This window comes from uncultured Sulfitobacter sp. (genome assembly GCF_947502895.1).
In the GTDB taxonomy this organism is placed as follows: domain Bacteria; phylum Pseudomonadota; class Alphaproteobacteria; order Rhodobacterales; family Rhodobacteraceae; genus Sulfitobacter.
This window is the reverse complement of sequence record NZ_CANNBM010000010.1, coordinates 1-16898: the sequence shown is the minus strand read 5'-3', so window position 1 is coordinate 16898 and position 16898 is coordinate 1. Positions and strand designations below refer to the sequence as shown.

15 protein-coding genes are annotated in these 16898 nt (G+C 57.7%); 14 read left to right on the top strand and 1 reads right to left on the bottom strand.

The window, feature by feature from the left end; all coding sequences use genetic code 11:
* Positions 1-237: 237 nt before the first annotated feature.
* The 14 genes from bchF to hemA all read left to right on the top strand — a co-directional run bounded on the left by bchF (position 238) and on the right by hemA (position 15638).
* A complete protein-coding gene (bchF, locus tag Q0903_RS19190; RefSeq protein ID WP_299031852.1) occupies positions 238-714 on the top strand; it encodes a 2-vinyl bacteriochlorophyllide hydratase in 477 nt (158 codons plus the stop codon).
* Positions 711-2021, top strand: coding sequence for a ferredoxin:protochlorophyllide reductase (ATP-dependent) subunit N (locus Q0903_RS19185; RefSeq protein ID WP_299417917.1), 1311 nt, complete (start codon positions 711-713; stop codon positions 2019-2021). Before bchF ends, Q0903_RS19185 begins: the two co-directional genes overlap by 4 nt.
* On the top strand, positions 2018-3577 hold the full coding sequence (bchB, locus tag Q0903_RS19180; RefSeq protein ID WP_299417915.1) for a ferredoxin:protochlorophyllide reductase (ATP-dependent) subunit B: 1560 nt from the start codon (positions 2018-2020) through the stop codon (positions 3575-3577). The genes Q0903_RS19185 and bchB overlap by 4 nt, the downstream gene beginning before the upstream one ends.
* The gene (locus tag Q0903_RS19175) at positions 3567-7109 is read left to right on the top strand and encodes a cobaltochelatase subunit CobN (protein ID WP_299417913.1); all 3543 of its coding nucleotides are present in this window, start codon (positions 3567-3569) and stop codon (positions 7107-7109) included. Before bchB ends, Q0903_RS19175 begins: the two co-directional genes overlap by 11 nt.
* A 19-nt stretch (positions 7110-7128) precedes the next feature.
* On the top strand, positions 7129-8031 hold the full coding sequence (gene bchL / locus Q0903_RS19170; RefSeq protein ID WP_299031989.1) for a ferredoxin:protochlorophyllide reductase (ATP-dependent) iron-sulfur ATP-binding protein: 903 nt from the start codon (positions 7129-7131) through the stop codon (positions 8029-8031).
* Positions 8031-8744 (top strand): magnesium protoporphyrin IX methyltransferase, encoded by a 714-nt coding sequence (gene bchM / locus Q0903_RS19165; RefSeq protein ID WP_299417911.1) that lies wholly within the window; start codon positions 8031-8033, stop codon positions 8742-8744. Before bchL ends, bchM begins: the two co-directional genes overlap by 1 nt.
* A complete protein-coding gene (locus Q0903_RS19160) occupies positions 8744-10174 on the top strand; it encodes a PucC family protein (RefSeq protein WP_299032000.1) in 1431 nt (476 codons plus the stop codon). Before bchM ends, Q0903_RS19160 begins: the two co-directional genes overlap by 1 nt.
* A 27-nt stretch (positions 10175-10201) precedes the next feature.
* Positions 10202-10975 carry a photosynthetic reaction center subunit H gene (puhA, locus tag Q0903_RS19155; protein ID WP_299031985.1) on the top strand — a complete coding sequence of 258 codons (774 nt, stop codon included), beginning with the start codon at positions 10202-10204 and terminating at the stop codon, positions 10973-10975.
* A 62-nt stretch (positions 10976-11037) separates the two neighbouring features.
* A complete protein-coding gene (gene puhB, locus Q0903_RS19150) occupies positions 11038-11682 on the top strand; it encodes a photosynthetic complex putative assembly protein PuhB (RefSeq protein WP_299417908.1) in 645 nt (214 codons plus the stop codon).
* 5 nt (positions 11683-11687) lie between these two features.
* The gene (gene puhC / locus Q0903_RS19145; protein ID WP_299031982.1) at positions 11688-12155 is read left to right on the top strand and encodes a photosynthetic complex assembly protein PuhC; all 468 of its coding nucleotides are present in this window, start codon (positions 11688-11690) and stop codon (positions 12153-12155) included.
* Between the two features lie 40 nt (positions 12156-12195).
* The gene (locus Q0903_RS19140) at positions 12196-12492 is read left to right on the top strand and encodes a hypothetical protein (RefSeq protein ID WP_299031980.1); all 297 of its coding nucleotides are present in this window, start codon (positions 12196-12198) and stop codon (positions 12490-12492) included.
* Entirely contained in the window at positions 12489-13634 is a 1146-nt protein-coding gene (acsF, locus tag Q0903_RS19135; RefSeq protein ID WP_299417906.1) for a magnesium-protoporphyrin IX monomethyl ester (oxidative) cyclase, read from the top strand. The genes Q0903_RS19140 and acsF overlap by 4 nt, the downstream gene beginning before the upstream one ends.
* Complete coding sequence (gene puhE / locus Q0903_RS19130) at positions 13634-14434, top strand: putative photosynthetic complex assembly protein PuhE (RefSeq protein WP_299031976.1); 801 nt, start codon at positions 13634-13636, stop codon at positions 14432-14434. The genes acsF and puhE overlap by 1 nt, the downstream gene beginning before the upstream one ends.
* A complete protein-coding gene (gene hemA / locus Q0903_RS19125; protein WP_299031975.1) occupies positions 14424-15638 on the top strand; it encodes a 5-aminolevulinate synthase in 1215 nt (404 codons plus the stop codon). The genes puhE and hemA overlap by 11 nt, the downstream gene beginning before the upstream one ends.
* 183 nt (positions 15639-15821) lie before the next feature.
* On the opposite strand, the gene hemC is transcribed toward hemA, so the two are convergent.
* Positions 15822-16766, bottom strand: coding sequence for a hydroxymethylbilane synthase (hemC, locus tag Q0903_RS19120; RefSeq protein WP_299031973.1), 945 nt, complete (start codon positions 16764-16766; stop codon positions 15822-15824).
* Positions 16767-16898 lie beyond the last annotated feature (132 nt).

Below are 16898 nucleotides of genomic sequence, written 5' to 3'. Positions count from 1 at the left end.
AGCGCTAAAAGGACAGTAAGTTACTAGGGCGAACGGCAATCATGGTCTATCCCGCATAGTGTATTGTCAATTAATATTGACATTCGGCCACTCTGATCTCGGATTAGTACCGTATTATAAGGGATTTAGGCCGCAAACCGCCCTTTTGTATAAATTTCATATGTGTAAATCAAAGTTGACACTTGGCAGATTCAGTGTCAACTTTCTCGACATAGGACCAATCCCGAGGACTCCGCGATGCTGCCATCATCCCAGCGCCAGCCGCTCTATACTCCCGCCCAGCGGGCGCGGCGCGATGCATCCGTCTGGACCCTCATTCAGGGGATTCTCGCCCCCGTCCAGTTCGTCATCTTTCTGGTCTCTCTCGTGTTGGTGGTACGCTACCTTGCGACGGGAGAAGGCTACGACATCGCCACAGGCTCGGTCGTGCTTAAAACCTGCGCGCTATACCTCATCATGGTAACGGGCGCGATCTGGGAAAAGGTCGTCTTCGGCCAGTATCTTTTTGCACCCGGCTTCTTTTGGGAAGACGTGTTCAGCTTTGTCGTGATCACGCTGCATACCCTTTATCTTTATGGCCTTTTCGCAGGTACGATGACCCCTTGGGCGCTGATGATGGTGGCTCTTGCCGCCTATGCAGCCTACGTCATCAACGCGGGCCAGTTCATTTGGAAACTGCGCATTGCGCGCCTTCAGTCACAGGTGCTCGCATGAACGATCTCACCCCTCCCCCTCCTGCCCTCGGGTGCCGCACATCGCCCGTTCTCAAGCAGCGGGGCCAGCGCGAAGTGTTTTGCGGGCTGACGGGTATCATCTGGTTGCACCGCAAGATTCAGGACGCGTTTTTTCTGGTCGTGGGCTCGCGCACCTGCGCGCATCTTTTGCAATCCGCCGCAGGCGTGATGATCTTTGCCGAGCCGCGGTTCGGCACGGCGATTCTCGAAGAATCGGATCTGGCAGGCCTGAACGACGCACATAAAGAGCTGGACCGCGAAGTCGCCCGCCTGCTGGCGCGCCGTCCAGACATTCGCCAGCTTTTCCTCGTGGGTTCCTGCCCGTCCGAAGTAATCAAGCTGGACCTCAGCCGCGCAGCCGAGCGTTTGACCAAGGAGTTTGCCCCCAAGGTCCGCGTGCTGGAATACTCCGGCTCGGGCATCGAGACGACATTCACACAAGGCGAAGATGCCTGCCTCGCCTCGATGGTGCCTGTGCTGCCGCAATCCGATGCGCGTGAGCTGCTGGTTGTCGGCGCGCTGCCTGATGTGGTCGAAGACCAGATGCTGGGCCTGCTGGATGCCATGGGCATTGGCCCTGTCCGTGTCCTGCCTGCCCGCAATATTGATGATGAAATGGGCATCGGTGAAAACACCGTCTATGCCCTGACACAGCCGTTCCTCAGCGATACACATGCCGCCCTAGAGCGGCGTGGCGCCAAGCATATCCAGGCGCCCTTCCCGCTGGGCGAAGAAGGTACGACGGCATGGCTGGCCGCTGTAGCCGAAGAATTCGGCGTAGACCGCGCGCTGTTTGACAAAGTGACCGAAGCGCCGCGCCGCCGTGCGCGTCAGGCTGTTGCCGCAGCCGCCGAGACACTGCGAGACAAGACCGTTTTCTTTTTTCCCGACAGCCAGTTGGAAATCCCCCTCGCCCGCTTTCTGGCGCGCGAATGTGGTATGACCCCGCTTGAGGTCGGCTCCCCCTACATCCACGACGCGCTGCACGGTCCCGATCTTGATCTGCTGCCCGAAGGCCCCCAGATATCCGAAGGGCAGGACGTGGACATGCAGCTAGACCGCTGCCGCGAGATGCGCCCCGACCTGACCGTTTGTGGCCTTGGCCTTGCCAACCCGCTGGAGGCCGAAGGCCTGTCTACCAAATGGGCGATCGAACTGGTGTTCACGCCTGTGCATTTCTACGAACAAGCTGGTGATCTGGCCGCATTGTTTGCGCGTCCGCTACGCCGCAAGGGCATCCTTAACCACGGCACCTCTGACCCGATGTTCAAGGAGGTCATGGCATGAAGCTGACAGTCTGGACATATGAGGGCCCTCCACACGTAGGTGCGATGCGCGTCGCCACCGGCATGAAGGGTCTGCACTATGTGCTGCACGCCCCGCAGGGCGACACATACGCCGATCTGCTGTTCACGATGATTGAGCGCCGCGATCACCGCCCGCCTGTCACCTACACGACATTTCAGGCCCGCGATCTGGGCTCTGATACTGCTGGGCTGTTCAAACAGGCCTGTCAGGATGCCTATGACCGCTTCCAACCCGAAGCGATCATTGTGGGTGCTTCGTGCACCGCCGAGCTTATTCAGGATGATCCCGCTGGTCTGGCTGAAACCATGGGCCTGCCCATTCCGGTGATCCCGCTGGAACTGCCAAGCTATCAGCGCAAAGAGAATTTCGGCGCAGACGAGACCTTCCTTCAGATCGTGCGGCACCTTGCCAAGCCGATGGAGAAAACGGCCCGCGTGTCGTGCAACATCATCGGACCAACGGCCTTGGGTTTCCGTCACCGCGACGACGTTCAGGAAATCACCAATCTGCTGTACGAGATGGGGATCGAGGTCAATGTGACCGGTCCCATGGGCTCAACCCCCGCTGATATCGCGAAAATGGGTCAAGCCCATTTTAACGTCCTGCTCTATCCTGAAACGGGTGAATCTGCCGCGCGGTATTGCGAAAAGACGTTTGGCCAGCCCTATACCAAAGTTATTCCGATTGGCGTTGGCGCCACCCATGATTTCATCGCCGAAGTCCGCGCTCTCTCAGGCTCAACCGCGCAAATTGACCAGGACCGCAACCGTCAAACATGGTGGAGCCGCTCTGTCGACAGTACTTACCTGACAGGCAAACGCGTGTTCTTGTTCGGGGACGGCACCCATGTCGCTGCCGCCGCACGTTTTGCCCGCGACGAAATGGGTTTCGAAGTGGCCGGTATGGGCTGTTACAACCGCGAATTCGCCCGCCCGATCCGTGCATTGGCCAAGGAATACGGGCTGGAGGCGCTGATTACTGATGACTACCTCGAGGTTGAGGCCGCCATCGAGGCGTTGCAGCCCGAGATGATCCTCGGCACTCAGATGGAGCGGCATATCGGGAAGCGTCTGGGCATCCCTTGTGCCGTAATTTCCGCCCCCGTCCACGTACAGGATTTCCCCGCGCGCTATTCACCGCAGATGGGTTTTGAGGGTGCGAATGTGCTCTTTGACACTTGGGTGCATCCGATGGTCATGGGGCTGGAGGAACACCTGCTGCACATGTTCCGCGAGGATTTCGAATTCAACGATGCCGCAGGGCCGAGCCATCACGGCGGCCATGCCCCCGCCGCCAAGGTTGAAGGGGCGCAAGCGCCCGTGAGTTTAGAAAGAAAAATGAAGCCCGAGGCCGCGCCCGCAACAGGCGGTGTCGAGGTTGTCTGGCTGTCGGATGCAGAACGTGAATTGAAGAAAATTCCATTCTTTGTCCGTGGCAAGGCCCGCCGCAACACCGAGACCTATGCCAGCGAGCAAGGCATCGGAGAGATTAGCGTCGATACTTTGTACGATGCGAAGGCGCACTATGCGCGATGAAATGACGGATCTATCCTATAACTTTGTGATCATCACACTGGATCGCCATGCAGCGGGCCCCGCGGCCCGTGTGGCCCCGATGCTGGCCATGGACTTTCCCGGATTGAACGTCAAAATTCACGCAGCAGCCGAATGGGAGAAAGACCCCGAAACCCTGCGCGCCGCACTGGATGATATCGAGACGGCGGACATTATCGTCACTTGTGTGCTGTTTCTCGAAGATCAGGTACGGGCCATCCTGCCCGCGCTCAAAGCGCGCCGCGCGCATTGCGATGCAATGATCAACGTGGTCTGCGATCAGGAATTGACCCAGCTGACGCGCATGGGTGATCTGGATATGTCCAAGCCCGCTACCGGTGCTATGGGCCTGCTGAAAAAGCTCAAGCCTGCGAAGTCATCCGGCAAATCCGGCGCCGGCCAGATGAAAATGCTGCGCCGCATCCCCAAAATCCTTCGCTTGATTCCCGGCAAAAGCCAGGATTTGCGCGCTTGGTTCTTGTCGATGCAATACTGGCTGGGCGGCTCGGATACCAACATCGAGAACATGATCCGGTTTTTGATTACCCGCTATACGCATGTCACCCCATGGCGGGGGATCAAGGCGGCTGATCCAGTTGAATACCCTGAATGCGGGCTCTACCACCCTGATCTGCCCGATATGCACATCACCACAAAGCTGGCCGATCTGCCGATGAAGGGTGACGGCCCGACAATCGGTATCGTAATGCTGCGCAGCTATATTCTGTCTGGCGATACAGCCCATTACGATCACGTCATTCGCACCTTCGAGGCGAGAGGCTGCCGCGTCATCGCTGGATTTGCCGGAGGTCTTGATGGCCGACCCGCGATTGAGGGCTATCACGCTGGCAAGATCGACGCGCTTGTATCGCTCACGGGTTTTTCGCTGGTCGGTGGGCCTGCCTATAACGATAGCGAAGCAGCTGTATCCGTTCTCAAAGCACTGGACGTACCGTATTTGAACGCGCAACCGCTTGAGTTTCAGACCTTGGGCCAATGGGCTGCGGGCGGCCAAGGGCTTAGCCCGATCGAGACAACAATGCTGATCGCCTTGCCTGAACTGGACGGCGCGACCAACCCGACTGTTTTTGCAGGCCGTCATGGCGCTGATGGATGCAGCCATTGCCCCACGCCCTGCCCTGCTACAAGTGCCGTCAAAGCGATGGCCCCCTGCCCCGAGCGTATTGACGCGCTGGTAGACAAAGCGATGCGCCTTGCAGCACTGCGCCGTGCGCGCAACGCTGATAAAAACGCGGCCATCGTCCTGTTCGGCTTTCCACCCAATGCAGGCGCTGTTGGCACAGCCGCTTACCTGTCGGTCTTCGAGAGCCTGCACAACACATTGCACGCGATGAAAGCGCAAGGCTATGACCTCACGCCCCCCGCCACGGTCGAGGAGTTGCGCGAGGTTGTGCTGAAGGGCAACGCCGACGTCTATGGCCAGGAGGCCAATGTGGCCACGACCGTCAGCGCGGATCAACTGGTCCGCCGCACGCCCTGGCTGTCCGAGATCGAGGCCGTTTGGGGCCCTGCCCCCGGCAAAATTCAGGCCAATGGCCGCGAGGTGTTCATCCTTGGTGCGCAGTTCGGCAAAGTATTTGTCGGCGTGCAGCCCACATTCGGCTATGAAGGCGACCCCATGCGCCTGTTGTTCGAGGGCGGCTTTGCCCCGACCCATGCGTTCAACGCGTTCTACCAGTATATCAAGCATGATCTGGCTGCTGATGTGGTGCTGCATTTCGGCATGCACGGCGCGCTGGAATTCATGCCCGGCAAGCAAAACGGCGTCGGCTCCAAATGCTGGCCTGATCGTTTGATGGGTAATCTGCCCAACGTGTATCTTTATGCCGCCAACAACCCGTCCGAGGCGACATTGGCCAAACGCCGTATCGGCGCCACAACAGTAACCTATCTGACGCCGCCACTGCAAAACGCGGGCCTTTACAAGGGTCTGACTTCACTGAAGGAATCGCTAAATCAGTGGCGCACAGCCCCGCCCGATAGCGACCAGACCGATCTGGAAGAACTGATCGCAGCGCAGGCCGAAGCCGTCGATATGCGCGGCGATGATCTGGATACGCTCTGGCTGACCCTGCTGGAAACCGAGGCGAGCCTGATCCCTGAAGGTCTGCACATCGTTGGCAATACCGGCACGGCCGAGAATATCGAGATGACCCTCGACCAGATGCAGTTCTCCTCTCCCGAGGCGCGTAAGACAGCCAAGAAATACCTGAGCGAAGATGCCGAACTGCCTGCCCTGATGCGCGCATTGAACGGCCAGTATATCGCCCCCGTCGCAGGCGGTGATGTGATCCGCGCGCCCGAGATTCTGCCAACAGGCCGCAACATCCACGCGTTCGACCCTTTCCGCATGCCCACCGCCGAGGCCATGATGAATGGCGCCAAGCAGGCCGACGAGCTGCTGCGCACCCATGACTGTATGCCGCGCACCGTGGCGCTGGTTCTTTGGGGCAGCGACAATATCAAATCCAACGGTGGCCCGATTGCCCAAGCACTCAGCCTGATGGGCTGCACCCCGCGCTTTGACATGAACGGCCGCTTGTGCGGTGCCGATCTGGTGCAGTTGGCCGATCTGGGCCGTGCGCGTGTTGATGTGATTATGACGCTTTCCGGCATCTTCCGCGATCTGCTGCCCTTGCAGACCAAACTGCTGGCCGATGCGGCCTATCAGTGCGCTATGGCGGATGAGCCCTATGAATATAACCCCATCCGCGCCCATGCGCTGGCGTTTATGGAGTCCAACGGCTGTGATATGAAAACAGCCGCCTTGCGGGTATTCTCCAATGCCGAAGGCGCATACGGCTCGAATGTGAACCAGATGGTCGATAATTCGACCTATGACGACGAGAGCGAATTGGCCGATGCGTACCAGGCGCGCAAGAGCTTTGCCTACGGCATGGACGGTGAGGCCAGTCAGCAAACGGCGCTGCTGGAAGATACGCTCAAGCAGGTTGATCTGGCCTATCAGAACCTTGAATCGGTTGAGCTGGGTGTCACATCGGTGGATCATTATTTTGATACGCTGGGCGGTATCGCCACTGCCGTAAAGCGCGCCCAAGGTGGCAAGGAACTGCCCGTTTATATCGGCGACCAGACCACGGGCGGCACCAAGGTGCGCACCCTGCGCGACCAAGTCGCGCTTGAGACGCGGGCGCGCAATCTTAACCCTGCGTTTTACGAGCCGCTGCTCAAACACGGTCACGAGGGTGTGCGCATTCTTGAGGCGAACGTCACCAACACAATGGGTTGGTCGGCCACTACGGGAAAAGTTGATCCGTGGGTCTATCAGCGCCTGTCCGAGACATTTGTTCTCGACGAAGCGATGCGCAAGCGCCTCGCAGATCTTAACCCGCAAGCCTCGATGCGTATGGCAAACCGCCTGATCGAAGCCAGCGATCGCCAATACTGGCAACCCGACGACGCAACGCTCGCAGCGCTTCAAAATGCAGCGGACGCAATCGAAGATCAACTAGAGGGCATCGCAGCCGAATGACCTCAGGGAAGGAAATAACATGAGCCCACTTGATAAAGGCATCCCGAACCTTGGCCGCGGCCAGGATGGCGAAGGATCCGTTCAGGTCCATCAGGACGCAGAGGCGCAGATTGAAGGCGCAAAGGTTTTTGCCGTCTACGGCAAGGGTGGGATCGGGAAATCGACCACCTCGAGCAACCTGTCTGCTGCATTCTCCAAGATGGGTAAACGGGTTTTGCAAATCGGGTGTGACCCCAAGCATGACAGCACGTTTACCCTGACGGGCAAACTGATCCCCACGGTGATCGATATTCTCAAGGAGGTGGATTTCCACCCCGAAGAACTACGCGCCGAGGATTTCGTCTTTGAAGGGTACGGCGGTGTGAAATGTGTTGAGGCGGGTGGCCCGCCTGCGGGTACAGGCTGTGGCGGTTATGTTGTCGGCCAGACTGTCAAACTGCTCAAACAGCACCACCTGCTGGAAGACACCGACGTTGTGATTTTTGATGTTCTGGGGGATGTTGTCTGCGGTGGCTTTGCCGCACCTTTGCAACACGCTGACCGCGCATTGATCGTGACAGCCAACGACTTCGACAGCATCTATGCAATGAACCGCATCATCGCTGCGGTTGAGGCGAAATCAACCAACTACAAGGTGCGCCTTGCGGGTTGTGTGGCCAACCGCTCCAAAGACACCAATGAGGTTGACCGCTATTGCGAAACCGTAGGCTTCAACCGTCTGGCCCACCTGCCCGACCTTGATGCAATCCGCCGCTCGCGTCTCAAGAAAAAGACATTGTTCGAAATGGAGCTGGACGACGAGATTGCCGCTGTGCAGGCCGAGTATATCCGTCTGGCGAACACGCTTTGGGCGGGCACCGATCCACTGGCGCCCAAATCCCTGCCTGACCGTGAAATCTTTGACCTGCTTGGATTTGATTGATGGCTGACGGCACCCGCATATATTCGGAACGGCCGAAAACGTCAGCTGCCTATGCCACCACGCGTGACAGGGTCGAGACGTATTTCGACAGCACCGCAACCAAGACTTGGGAGCGTTTGACATCGGACGCACCTGTGTCTGGCATCCGTGCCACGGTGCGTGCGGGCCGGGATGAAATGCGGGCGCTAATCGTATCCAGCCTGCCCGATGATTTACGCGGTGCGCGTATCCTTGATGCGGGCTGCGGCACTGGTGCGCTGGCGTTTGAGCTGGCGGCACGTGGGGCGCAGGTTGTCGGTGTCGACATCTCACCCCAACTGGTCGAGATCGCGCGCAAACGGACGCCCGATGCCGTGGCGCGCCGCGTGACATTTTCAGACGGTGATATGCTGGACCCCGCGCTGGGGCACTTCGACCATATCGTCGCGATGGACAGCCTGATTTATTACACCGCCGATGATATCGCCCGTATATTGGGTGGTATCGCACCGCGCCTGTCGGGCAAGATGATCTTTACGGTGGCACCGCGCACGCCGCTACTCATGGCGTTCTGGCGTCTGGGCAAACTGGCCCCGCGCCGCGACCGTTCTCCGGTGATGATCCCGCATAATCCTACTGCGATTGCCGCAAAATTGCCCGTGGGTCGTCTGCGCGAAATTCGCCGCGTGAAATCAGGGTTCTATTTCTCCGCCGCGTTGGAGTTTTCCGCATGATGATCCCGACCAAGAAAGGCCTGATGGCGCTCACGCTGCGCTCGCTGCCGTTCTCGGACGCGGTAAGTGAACAGTTACCGCTGAACCAGTTGCTGCGCATGTCGCTGTTTCAGGTCTCGGTCGGTATGGCATCGGTGATGCTGCTGGGTACGCTCAACCGTGTGATGATCGTCGAGCTGGGCGTGATGGCATGGATCGTTGCGATCATGATTGCCATTCCCGTGCTGGTCGCACCTTTCCGCGCGCTACTGGGGTTCCGCTCGGACACATACCGTTCCGCGATCGGGTGGAAGCGTATTCCCTACCTCTGGTTCGGCAGCCTGTGGCAGTTCGGGGGCTTCGCCATTATGCCCTTCGGTTTGCTGCTGTTAACTGGGGACCAAGCCGTTGGTCCTACGTGGGCGGGCGAAGTCGGTGCAGCACTTGCATTTTTGCTGACAGGTCTGGGCATGCATATGACCCAAACGGCAGGCCTTGCCCTTGCCGCGGATCGCGCCACGGACGAGACACGGCCACAGGTGGTCGCCCTTCTCTATGTTATGCTGCTGGTCGGTATGGCCGTTGCGGCGATTGTAATCGGCACATTGCTCAAAGATTTCAGCCAGCTTCGTCTTATTCAGGTTGTGCAGGGTGCTGCAGTTATGACCATCGTTTTGAACGTCATAGCCCTATGGAAGCAAGAGCGCGTCAACCCGATGACCCGCGCCGAGCGTGAGGCGGCCAAACCCTCTTTTGCCGATGCATGGCGTGATCTGACAACCGGAAATTCCGCCCCCCGTTTGCTGGTTGTTGTCTTCCTCGGCACGCTGGCATTCAACATGCAGGATGTGCTGCTAGAGCCTTATGGCGGCGAAGTGCTCGGGCTCTCTGTTTCGGCCACCACGTTGCTGACTGCGATGTGGTCCGTGGGCGCGTTGATCGGATTTGCTTTTGCCGCGCGCTGGCTCAGATCGGGGATGAACCCGCATTTGATGGCCGCACGCGGTGTCCTGATCGGGCTGGTTGCTTTCAGTGCCGTGATCTTTGCCGCCCCTCTCGACAGCGGCGTGTTGTTCTTTGCGGGTGCCTTCGGCATCGGTCTCGGCTCTGGCCTTTTTGCCATCTCCACACTGACATCTGCCATGACGCTCGAGACGGGATCGCTTGCGGGCAAGGGGCTGGCCCTTGGCGCATGGGGTGCTGCACAGGCAACAGCGGCAGGCTTGTCCATCTTTGTGGGCGGCGCACTGCGCGACGTTATAAATTCGGCAGCCATGGCAGGCACATTCGGCCCTGGCATGCAGAATGCCACAACAGGTTACTCGGTGGTTTACCACATCGAGATCTTACTACTCTTTGCGACGCTGATTGCGGTGGGCCCATTGGTACGGACCCGCACACCGGCACCCACCAAAGCAGGACCTATTGGTCTTGCCGATTTCCCTACTTGAACACAACACCACACGGAGGACCCCCCAATGGTTGGCACAGAATTTTTTGGTAACTTCGATCTAGCGAGCGCCGCAATCTGGCTGTTCTGGATCTTTTTTGCCGGGCTGGTTTACTACCTGCAAACAGAGAACATGCGCGAAGGTTATCCTTTACAAACCGACGATGGCGAAGTTGCCCCGAACCAAGGGCCGTTTCCCGTTCCAAAAGACAAGACCTTCCACCTGCGCGATGGCCGCGGTGAGCTGACTGTCCCATCGGGCCAGCGTGGCGACCGTGCCGATCTGGCACTGGAGCAGACCAGCAAAGCGGCTGGTTCTCCTTTCGTGCCAACAGGCGATCCGATGGCCGATGGTGTTGGCCCTGCGTCATGGGCCCCGCGTGAGGATCATCCCGAGCTTGATGCCCACGGCCATGCCAAAATCCAGCCGATGAGCATGCTGGAAGAGTTCACGATTTCGGCAGGTACCGACCCGCGCGGCAAACCTGTCGTGGCGGGTGACGGCGAAGTTGTGGGCCGCGTCAGCGACATGTGGATCGACGTGCCAGAGCAGTACGTGCGCTACCTCACCGTTGATCTGAACCCGGAAGGCTCAGGCAAAACAGCACTGATCCCTGCGAACTTTGCACGCATCAAGTCCGATCGTGTTGCCGTTCGCTCGATCTACGGGACGCACTTCGCATCCGTACCAGGCATCAAATCCAAGGGCGAAATCACGCTGCTCGAGGAAGAGAAAATCATGGCCTACTACGGCGGCGGCACCATGTACGCCGACCCGAAACGCGAAGAGCCAAAGCTGTAAGAAACAACAACAGCCGGGCGTTTTAGCCAACCCGCCCGGCAACCATTCCAGGGGACACGACAATGCACCACGACGATTTCAAATTCGAGCCCGTTCACGGCCTACCCGAAGCACTGCCCGCGGATGAACATATCCTGTGGCAGGGCGCACCGAAACCCATGCGTCTGGCCATAGAGGCCTGGAAAATGCATTGGATTATCGGGTATTTTGTGGTGCTAGCAATCTGGCGCGCGGGGGTGTCCTCCACCTCCGTGCCGCTTTCCACCGCCATCGGGCACGCCGTGCCACTCATGCTGGCCTGCGCGCTCGCATGTGCGGTGATCTATGTGATGGCCTATGTTCAGGCCCGCTCTACGGTTTACACACTCACCAACAAGCGCGCCGCGATGCGGATTGGTGCGGCCCTCACCATGACGCTCAATCTGCCCTATGTCTGTATTGGCAACGCCGCTGTGCAAGCGCGCAAATCCGGCAGTGGCACGCTCAGCTTTGAGCTGATTGACGACACGCGTATTTCCTATCTGATGACATGGCCGCACACGCGTCCTTGGGTCTTTGCCCGCGCGCAGCCGTCCTTCCGCGGGATCGAAAATGTGGCCAAAGTGGCCGCGATCTTTGCCGAAGCCGCAGAGACACGCGTTCACACGCCAAAAATCTCAAAGATTGACCCAGCGCAAAGTGCGCCCAACGCCGTTGCAGCAGAGTAATTGATATGAGCCTTACATCCCCCCTCGCCCGTCAAATGAAAGCACGCGACAAGGACATGGTCCCGCGTATTCTGGTTCAGGGCATGTTTGCCCTGATGCTCGCTTCTCTGGCACTCGTCTCTTATGCGCGCATCACCGATATGCCCCGTACGGGTCTGCCAACACTGGATAAAATCGTTACTGAGCGCAGTGTTACCTTTGAAGGTGACAGAAATTTTGGTATACAGGTTTTGGATGCAAACGGCACAGAGATTGCCAACTCCACCCGCAACAAGGCGGGTTTCATCGACGTGGTATGGGTTGCCATGATGCGTGAACGCAAGGTTCAACGCGCCGACCCCGCCGCGCCATTCCGCATCGTGCGCCGCGAGAACGGGCGCATTGATATCCTCGACGATACAACCGGTTGGGCGCTCGAGCTCATCGGCTACGGCCCCGACAACATAGCAGCCTTCGCCAGCCTGCTAGATTGATCCACACTTTCGACAGCCATTATTCAAGGGACTGAATACCATGGGACTACTTACACGAACCCGCGAACAAGCCCCCTGCGAGGTCACGATTTCGCACCGGTTTGAAGAGCTTTCTGCACACGTCAAATTCCTGAACGGTGCTGTGATTAACCCCGGTGACAGCGTGCTGGTGCACGGTGCCGAGATCATGGCCCCCTACGGTGAGATGGTCGTCGAAGAGCGGATCGCAACAATCACCCGCGCCAGCGCGATTGAGCGTCTTTGGACGCGCGCCACAGGTGATTTCGAATTTATGGAGCTCTGTGAGTTTTCCTTTTCTGACGAGGTGATGTCATGAACGTACAAACCAAACCGACGCCGTCACACTCCGCCTATGCCGATACCGCCGAAGAGGCGATTGCAGCGCAGGACGCGCTGGACACGGGCATGATTACATCAGAACAGGCAACCGAAGTGGCCATGCAGAACACCCTGCTGACCCCGCGTTTCTACACCACCGATTTTGACGAGATGGACGCCATCGACGTGACCCCCGTGCGCGAAGACTGGGACAAGATGATCGCCGCAATGGCCGCCGACCCGAACAAGGGCCATTTCAAGAAAACGGAAAAATGGGGCACCGTTGATTGGGACGGAATGGAGCCAAAGCTGCGTGCCGAGTTCATCGACTTTCTGATCTCAAGCTGTACCGCCGAATTTTCGGGCTGCGTGCTGTATAAGGAAATGAAGCGTCGCGGCTCAAACGCCGATATCACGCAACTGTTCCAGCTGATGGCCCGCGACGAAGCGCGTCATGCTGGCTTTATCAACGATGCGCTGCGCGAGGCAGGCATCCGCGTGAACCTCGGGTTCCTGACCCAGCAAAAGAAGTACACGTACTTCCGCCCCAAATTTATCTACTACGCCACGTATCTGTCCGAAAAGATCGGCTATGCCCGCTATATCACGATCTACCGCCACCTTGAGCAGAACCCGGACAAGCAGTTCCACCCGATTTTCGGCTGGTTCCGCGAATGGTGCAATGACGAGTTTTCCCACGGCGAAGCCTTTGCGCTGCTGCTGAAAACAGACCCTAAATTGACCGAATCCTTTGTGAACAAGCTTTGGATCAAGTTTTTCCTCACGGCTGTATTTTCAACCATGTGGGTGCGTGACCACCAGCGCCCTTTATTCCATGACGCATTGGGTGTGGATACCACGTGGTACGGTCAGGAAGTCTTTCGCAAGACCTCCGACATCTCCAAGCAGGTGTTTCCGATGACGCTCGACATTGACCACCCCCGCTGGCGCCCCAACCTTGACCGCATGGAAGAAGCCTCCCGTCAGGTGGCCGAAGGCAAGGCGCGCGGCGGCATTGGCGGTACGATCCAGCGTTTGGGCGGAATGGCAAAAGCGACCTATGCCTTTGTTGCACTCTACACGATCCCCGCAATCAAAAACGAAGTCCCCGCCAGCCCTGTTATGAAGCCAGCCTACTGATGACAACAGCTTGGACCGCAGCATTGATCGCATTATTTGCCTGGTGGTTTTTCACCGGGGCAATTCTGCTGATCGTGCGGCGGGCCGACGCTGGCGATCAAGTGGCGCACGGGCGCAACGTGTTTATGTCGGTGCCTCTTTTCGCGCTCGGCTTTGCAGGGCTTTGGATAAGTTCACAGGAAATGACAGTGACGAACGCTTATATCGCTTTCGTTTCGGTTTTACTGATCTGGGGCTGGGTCGAACTGGCCTTTCTGTCCGGTATTATCACCGGCCCCGAACGACGCCCCTGCCCCGAAAACCTCACAGGGTATGCACGGTTCGCCCGCGCGTGGGATACAATCTCGCGTCACGAATTGTTGTTGGCAGGCACATTGATGGCAGTCGTTATGATTGCTGCACATGCTGAAAACACTGTTGGGCTATGGACTTACATCATTCTATTCGTGGCCCGCATCTCGGCCAAACTAAACCTCTTCTTCGGCGTTCCGCGCATTAATACAGAATTTGTGCCAACCCCGCTGGATCACATTAAATCCTATTTCCGCCGCGGCCCCATCACGATGGCTTTCCCGATCGGTGTCACTTTCCTAAGCGTCTCTGCTGCCTTCTTTGCAGAACGTCTCCTCTCCGCCGAAACTCACGCCACAACGGTCGGGTTTTCTTTGCTCACAGCCCTCGCGGTTCTTGCCGCTTTGGAACATTGGTTGATGGTAGTGCCGCTGCCCGATGCCAAACTGTGGCGCTGGATGCTGCCCGACTCTACGACTTCAAGACAGGACCAAACCAATGAACTTTGACGCACTATTTAACGAACAGATCGATCAATTGAAGTCTGATGGCAACTACCGCTACTTCGCCGAACTTGAACGCAAGGCGGGCAAATTCCCTCATGCGTCGAACCACGTCGAGGGCGAAAAGCGCGATGTGACGGTCTGGTGCAGCAATGACTATCTGGGAATGGGTCAGAACCCGCTGACGATCGCCGCCATGTGCGAAGCGGTTCAGCGCACAGGCACGGGCGCGGGCGGCACACGCAACATTTCCGGCACCAACCACGACCACTTGCTGCTTGAGGCCGAGCTGGCCGACTTGCATGGCAAAGAGGCTGCGCTGCTGTTCACATCGGGCTACGTCTCCAACTGGGCGGCACTGTCATGCCTCGGCTCGCGTCTGGAAAACTGTGTGATCCTGTCAGACAGCGGCAACCACGCCAGCATGATTGAGGGCATCCGCCACTCAAAAGCGAAAAAAGTGATCTGGAAACATAACGACTTTGCAGACCTTGAGGCCAAACTGGCTGCACTGCCTGCCAACGTGCCAAAAATCGTCGCATTCGAGAGCGTCTATTCCATGGACGGTGATATCTGCCCGATGCGCGAGATTGTCGAGGTAGCCGAAAAATACGGCGCCATGACATATCTGGACGAAGTACACGCCGTTGGCCTTTATGGTCCACGCGGTGGTGGCATTTCCGAACGTGAAGGTCTTGCTGATCGGATTACCCTGATCGAAGGCACATTGGGCAAAGCCTATGGCGTTGTCGGTGGCTATATCACGGGTTCCGCCGCGCTGTGCGATTTCATCCGCAGTTTTGCCAGCGGGTTTATCTTTACCACCGCCCTGCCCCCTGCCGTAGCGGCGGCTGCACGTGCCTCGATTATGCACCTGAAAACATCCAACGACGAGCGGACGCGCCATCAGACCCAGGTCGCCAAATTGCGTGACCGTCTGGACCGTGCCGGTATTCCACATCTGATGAACGAGTCTCACATCATCCCGGTGATGATCAAAGATCCTGTCAAAACACGGATGCTAGCGGATTATCTGATGAACGAATGGGATATCTATGTGCAGCCCATCAACTATCCGACCGTGCCAAAAGGAACCGAGCGTTTGCGCTTTACCCCCTCGCCCCTGCACACGGACGCGGATATCGAACATCTGGTAAACGCGCTGAGCCATCTTTGGAAACAGTGCGCCGTGAGCCATGCTGTCGCCTAGAGTATTTCAGAAACTGTAATGCACAATTGATCCCCAAAGTCCCAATATAGTGTCAGGGCTTTGGGGTATTTTTTTGCGCTGCTAAAACGCAAACGGCCTGCATAATACAGGCCGAGCACTAGAGTATTTTTAGCCAGAAAAAATAGACAACCGCCGCGCCCGAATAAGGAGAAGCGGTTTTTCCTATCTCCAGTCGAAGAAGTCAGGGCCAGCTTGGGACAGCAGCTTTTGCGCCATTTCTTTACCAGCCAATGCGCCATCCTCAATCGGACAGCTCATGGCGTCGTTCAACGCCTCTGATCCATCGGGGCGGAGCACTTCACCGCGCAGATGCAGCGTACCGCCGTCAAGCTCGGCCAGCCCCGCGATGGGTGTTTCGCAAGAACCATCAAGCTCCAGCAGGAACGAACGCTCAGCGGCTAGGCGCTGACCGGTGGGTGTGTCGTGGATAGCCTCCAACATTGCGGCCACGTTGGTATCCTCCACCCGTCGTTCGATCCCGATGGCACCTTGCGCCACGGCGGGCAGCATCACATCAGTCTCGATCGCTGTATGTGGTACCTCATCCATTTTCAAACGCCGCAGGCCCGCCATAGCAAGGAAGGTTGCGGCAGCTACTCCCTGATCCAGCTTCATCAAACGCGTTTGCAGGTTTCCACGAAACTCCACCACTTCAAGGTCCGAACGTTTCAGCATGAGTTGCGCGCGACGGCGCAGACTGGAGGTCCCCACCACCGTACCGGCGGACAGATCCGCCAGCGACTTTGCAGTGGGCGAGATAAACGCGTCACGCACGTCTTCGCGCGGCAGATAAGTATCAAGGATCAGCCCCTCGGGCTGCAAGGTCGGCATGTCCTTCATGGAGTGCACAGCGATATCAATCTTGCCGGCAATCATGTCGGCCTCGATCTCGCGCGTGAACAGACCTTTGCCGCCAATCTCTTTCAGCGGGCGGTCGATGATTTTGTCACCGGTCGTTTTGATCACAACAATCGTGAATGCTTCGAACGGCAAATCGAACGCTTTGGCCAGACGCTCACGCGTCTCATGTGCTTGTGCAAGAGCCAAAGGCGATCCACGGGTGCCGATCATCAGCGGTTGGGCGGGAGTGGGCAATTTCAATGTCATAAATCATCTCTAACGGTGTAAACTAAACCTGACAACTCTTGTATAACCCCCACGCTTTATCGCATGATAGATATAGCCAAATTCAAATATAGAGACAGCATATGACCGCCCAGAAAACAATCCTTCGCGCGC

Bases quoted from the DNA above. Each gene is read 5' to 3' on its own strand.
- puhA (WP_299031985.1), top strand. From the start codon at position 10,202: ATGGTTGGCACAGAATTTTTTGGTAACTTCGATCTAGCGAGCGCCGCA.
- bchB (WP_299417915.1), top strand. From the start codon at position 2,018: ATGAAGCTGACAGTCTGGACATATGAGGGCCCTCCACACGTAGGTGCG.
- Q0903_RS19160 (WP_299032000.1), top strand. From the start codon at position 8,744: ATGATCCCGACCAAGAAAGGCCTGATGGCGCTCACGCTGCGCTCGCTG.
- puhE (WP_299031976.1), top strand. From the start codon at position 13,634: ATGACAACAGCTTGGACCGCAGCATTGATCGCATTATTTGCCTGGTGG.
- bchM (WP_299417911.1), top strand. From the start codon at position 8,031: ATGGCTGACGGCACCCGCATATATTCGGAACGGCCGAAAACGTCAGCT.
- Q0903_RS19140 (WP_299031980.1), top strand. From the start codon at position 12,196: ATGGGACTACTTACACGAACCCGCGAACAAGCCCCCTGCGAGGTCACG.
- hemA (WP_299031975.1), top strand. From the start codon at position 14,424: ATGAACTTTGACGCACTATTTAACGAACAGATCGATCAATTGAAGTCT.
- Q0903_RS19175 (WP_299417913.1), top strand. From the start codon at position 3,567: ATGCGCGATGAAATGACGGATCTATCCTATAACTTTGTGATCATCACA.
- puhB (WP_299417908.1), top strand. From the start codon at position 11,038: ATGCACCACGACGATTTCAAATTCGAGCCCGTTCACGGCCTACCCGAA.
- acsF (WP_299417906.1), top strand. From the start codon at position 12,489: ATGAACGTACAAACCAAACCGACGCCGTCACACTCCGCCTATGCCGAT.
- hemC (WP_299031973.1), bottom strand. From the start codon at position 16,766: ATGACATTGAAATTGCCCACTCCCGCCCAACCGCTGATGATCGGCACC.
- bchL (WP_299031989.1), top strand. From the start codon at position 7,129: ATGAGCCCACTTGATAAAGGCATCCCGAACCTTGGCCGCGGCCAGGAT.
- Q0903_RS19185 (WP_299417917.1), top strand. From the start codon at position 711: ATGAACGATCTCACCCCTCCCCCTCCTGCCCTCGGGTGCCGCACATCG.
- puhC (WP_299031982.1), top strand. From the start codon at position 11,688: ATGAGCCTTACATCCCCCCTCGCCCGTCAAATGAAAGCACGCGACAAG.
- bchF (WP_299031852.1), top strand. From the start codon at position 238: ATGCTGCCATCATCCCAGCGCCAGCCGCTCTATACTCCCGCCCAGCGG.